Here is a 3,467-nt window from a genome sequence, read left to right on the forward strand (position 1 = left end):
ATGAAAAACTTAAAGAAAATTTAGAAAACCATATGCAAATGTTAGTTCAAAATCCAGATAGAGTTCAAAAATATTTCAATCATAAAGATATTCAATATGCAGCTTGATAATTATAGATATAATGCCGTCGGGTTAATAGATTAAGTTCTTTAATTTTTGATTTATTTAAAAACACTTGATAATTTGAAATATTTTCAACTAGTTGGTCAGATTTAAAATAATCCAAAGTGATTTGGTTAACAAACTTTTTGAATCCTAGATTATTGAAATATCCACTTGGTATTTTTAGCGAATTGGAATAAGCCGGTACTTGAACAGCTGCATGGTCAGCAGTTAAAAAAATTAAATAGTTATTTTCACCTATTTGTTTGTCTAAAAAGATAAGGAATCGTTCTAAATCCTTGTCCAGTCGTATATAAGTGTCCTGAATTTCTTTTGCATCAATACCAAATTGATGACCCACATAATCTGGACTGGAATAGCTAACAGCTAAAAAATCAGTAAATTCACTTTTTCCTAAATTCTCTCCTATAATTGTGGCTTCTGCAAAATCAGTAGTAAACGAATTTCCGAATGCAACTGCTTTTAGGAGATCAAAATTGTTGTTTACTTTTCTTAATTCGGCTAAATTATAGGGAAATGTTGGAGTGTTTTTTCCATTGAATAAACCTTCATAATTATTATTATCAGGCAATGTTTCTATATAACTTTCAATTGGGTAATATGTATTCCAGGTCATGTTTAAATAAATATTCGCCTTGCCCTGATTATTGAAATCTTGAACCCATTTCGGTAATTCATTCATATAAAATGAACTTGAAATAAATTTCCCTATATCTCCTCCTTCAAACCAATAAGCTGAATTGGCCGTATGTCCGGCAGGTAAAATAGCAGATCGATCTTTAATGGAAATTCCAATGGTTTTTCCATTCAAATTTTGAGATAATTTTAATTGATCGGTTATGGTAGTAGTAAGCATTCTATAAGGAGATTTGGATCCGCCTTGTAAAGCTCCTATTGTTTTGTATCTGTCATCATCAACGCAATAAATAGATTTTTTTTCATATTTATCGTACCAATTGTTTGATATTATTCCGTGATTTACTGGCGTAGTACCTGTATAAATTGATGCGTGCCCAACGGCAGTATAGGTAGGAATATAGTTGTAATGGACATTGTCCAAATTGTAACCACCTTTCATCAATCGTTTGAATCCACCATTTCCATAATGTTTTTGAAATTTAATCAGATAATCGTACCGCATTTGATCCACAACAATACCAATAATAAGGTTTGGATTTTTGATATCTGCAACAACTTCAATATTTTTAGATGATTGATTTACAGTTGTTGATGTTTTTTTAGCTTTAATACCTATACATTGCGAAAGGGTTAAACTAAAAATAAGGATAACAAAAATATTTTTCATTGCGTATAAATTTTATTATTTATAAAGAACGTCAAAATTAACTATTTAAAGTTAAACATATTATTTTTAGTTTTAAAAAGTAGTTACCAGTTAATTATTTAATATTTTAGCGAAAAAGATTTTGAATGAATTATTTTGAACATACAGGTAAGTATTTTTTAATGCTAAAGCAGGTTTTTAAAAAACCTCAAAAATGGTCAGTTTTTAGAGAAACATTATTTAGAGAAATTGAAGATTTAGGATTAAAATCTATTGGTATTATCATTTTTATTTCATTTTTTGTTGGAGGTGTGGTTGCTATTCAAACTGCATTAAATGTTGACAGTCCTTTTATTCCAAGATATTTAATCGGTTTTGCTACCATGCGCGGTATTATTTTGGAATTTGCACCAACGTTTATGTCAATTATTTTAGCGGGTAAAGTAGGTTCTTTTATAACATCTAGTATAGGAACTATGAGGGTTACGGAACAAATTGACGCCTTGGAAGTTATGGGTATAAATTCTTTAAATTATTTGATTTTACCTAAAATATTAGCAACCTTATTTTTCTATCCAATAATAATTTCATTATCAATGTTTGTTGGTATATTAGGTGGTTATTATGCAGGTTTGTTAACCGATTTATTTTATAGTGAAGATTTTATTTATGGTGTTCAGTTAGATTTTAAACCTTTTTTAATTGTTTATGCTTTGATAAAAACCGTAGTTTTTGCTTTTGTAATTGCGACTATTCCAGCTTATCACGGCTATTATGTTAAAGGTGGATCTTTAGAAGTTGGAAGGGCAAGTACAAAAGCGGTTGTTTGGACAAGTGTTGTAATTATTTTATTAAATTATTTTTTAACCCAAATGCTTTTAGGATAGATGATTGAGGTAATAGATTTGTATAAAGAATTTAATGGAACAGTAGTTTTGAAAGGAATTTCTACTACTTTCGAAAAGGGTAAAACCAATATGATTATTGGGCAAAGTGGTTCTGGTAAAACCGTATTGTTAAAATGTTTGATTGGATTGCATAAACCTGAATCAGGCATTATATCTTTTGATGGTAGAAAACATACAGAATTGGATATTGATGATCAGCGACAGTTGAGACAAGAAGTTGGAATGGTATTTCAAGGAGGAGCGCTTTATGATTCTTTAACAATTGAAGAAAACATTATGTTCCCTTTAAAAATGTTTAGTGATCAATCAAAATCTGAAATGTTAGATCGTGTAAATTTTGTTTTGAAACGGGTAAATTTAGATAAAGTAAACAATAGATTCCCAGCTGAATTGTCTGGTGGGATGCAAAAACGAGTTGCCATAGCACGAGCAATTGTGATGAATCCAAAATATTTATTTTGTGATGAGCCAAATTCTGGTTTAGATCCTAATACTGCCATATTAATTGATAATTTAATTCAAGAAATTACCCGAGAATATGATATTATAACGGTAATTAATTCACATGATATGAATTCAGTTATGGAAATTGGTGAAAAAATAATTTTTTTAAAAGATGGTGTAAAAGCTTGGGAGGGATCGAACAATGATATTTTTAAAACTGAAAATGAGGCTATTGTAAATTTCGTCTATTCTTCTAATTTATTTAAGAAAGTAAGGCAAACTTATTTAAATGAAACAAAGTAACGTATTACTTTGTTTTTTTAAAATATACGTCTATATTTGCAGCCGCTAAAAAGAAAAAGAATGACCTGGTAGCTCAGTTGGTAGAGCACCTCCCTTTTAAGGAGGTGGTCCTGGGTTCGAGCCCCAGCCCGGTCACAAAAGGCTTCTCTTAATTGAGAAGTTTTTTATTTTAAAATTTTTGGTGAGATACTCAAGTGGCCAACGAGGGCAGACTGTAAATCTGCTGCGCAAGCTTCGAAGGTTCGAATCCTTCTCTCACCACAAAAGAAGCCGTCTCAATATTAAATTTTGAGACGGTTTTTTTATTTCTATTCAATTTCGGATATTTTTTATTTTTATGAATAAGGCAAAAATTGTCCTTAAGAAGCAATTTTCTTTCTTAAATTGTGTCCTAATGCCATTAA

At 30.1% G+C, this 3,467-nt stretch carries 3 protein-coding genes and 2 tRNA genes; 4 read left to right on the top strand and 1 reads right to left on the bottom strand.

Annotated elements, in window-relative coordinates; genetic code table 11:
• Positions 1-91: 91 nt before the first annotated feature.
• Entirely contained in the window at positions 92-1,429 is a 1,338-nt protein-coding gene (locus Q8S45_RS05045; RefSeq protein WP_305601832.1) for an alkaline phosphatase family protein, read from the bottom strand.
• Between the two features lie 125 nt (positions 1,430-1,554).
• On the opposite strand from Q8S45_RS05045, the gene Q8S45_RS05050 reads away from it, so the two are divergent.
• The 4 genes from Q8S45_RS05050 to Q8S45_RS05065 all read left to right on the top strand — a co-directional run bounded on the left by Q8S45_RS05050 (position 1,555) and on the right by Q8S45_RS05065 (position 3,324).
• Positions 1,555-2,295, top strand: a complete 741-nt coding sequence (locus Q8S45_RS05050) for an ABC transporter permease (RefSeq protein ID WP_305601834.1) — start codon at positions 1,555-1,557, stop codon at positions 2,293-2,295.
• Positions 2,296-3,063 (top strand): ABC transporter ATP-binding protein, encoded by a 768-nt coding sequence (locus Q8S45_RS05055; protein WP_305601836.1) that lies wholly within the window; start codon positions 2,296-2,298, stop codon positions 3,061-3,063.
• A gap of 62 nt (positions 3,064-3,125) precedes the next feature.
• Positions 3,126-3,198: transfer RNA gene (locus Q8S45_RS05060), tRNA-Lys, on the top strand.
• A gap of 45 nt (positions 3,199-3,243) precedes the next feature.
• Positions 3,244-3,324: transfer RNA gene (locus tag Q8S45_RS05065), tRNA-Tyr, on the top strand.
• The last annotated feature ends 143 nt before the right edge of the window (positions 3,325-3,467 follow it).

This window comes from Lutibacter sp. (assembly GCF_030692605.1).
GTDB lineage: Bacteria > Bacteroidota > Bacteroidia > Flavobacteriales > Flavobacteriaceae > Lutibacter.

Excerpts from the sequence above, each read along its gene's own strand:
- Q8S45_RS05045 (WP_305601832.1), bottom strand. The coding sequence starts at position 1,429 with ATGAAAAATATTTTTGTTATCCTTATTTTTAGTTTAACCCTTTCGCAA.
- Q8S45_RS05050 (WP_305601834.1), top strand. The coding sequence starts at position 1,555 with ATGAATTATTTTGAACATACAGGTAAGTATTTTTTAATGCTAAAGCAG.
- Q8S45_RS05055 (WP_305601836.1), top strand. The coding sequence starts at position 2,296 with ATGATTGAGGTAATAGATTTGTATAAAGAATTTAATGGAACAGTAGTT.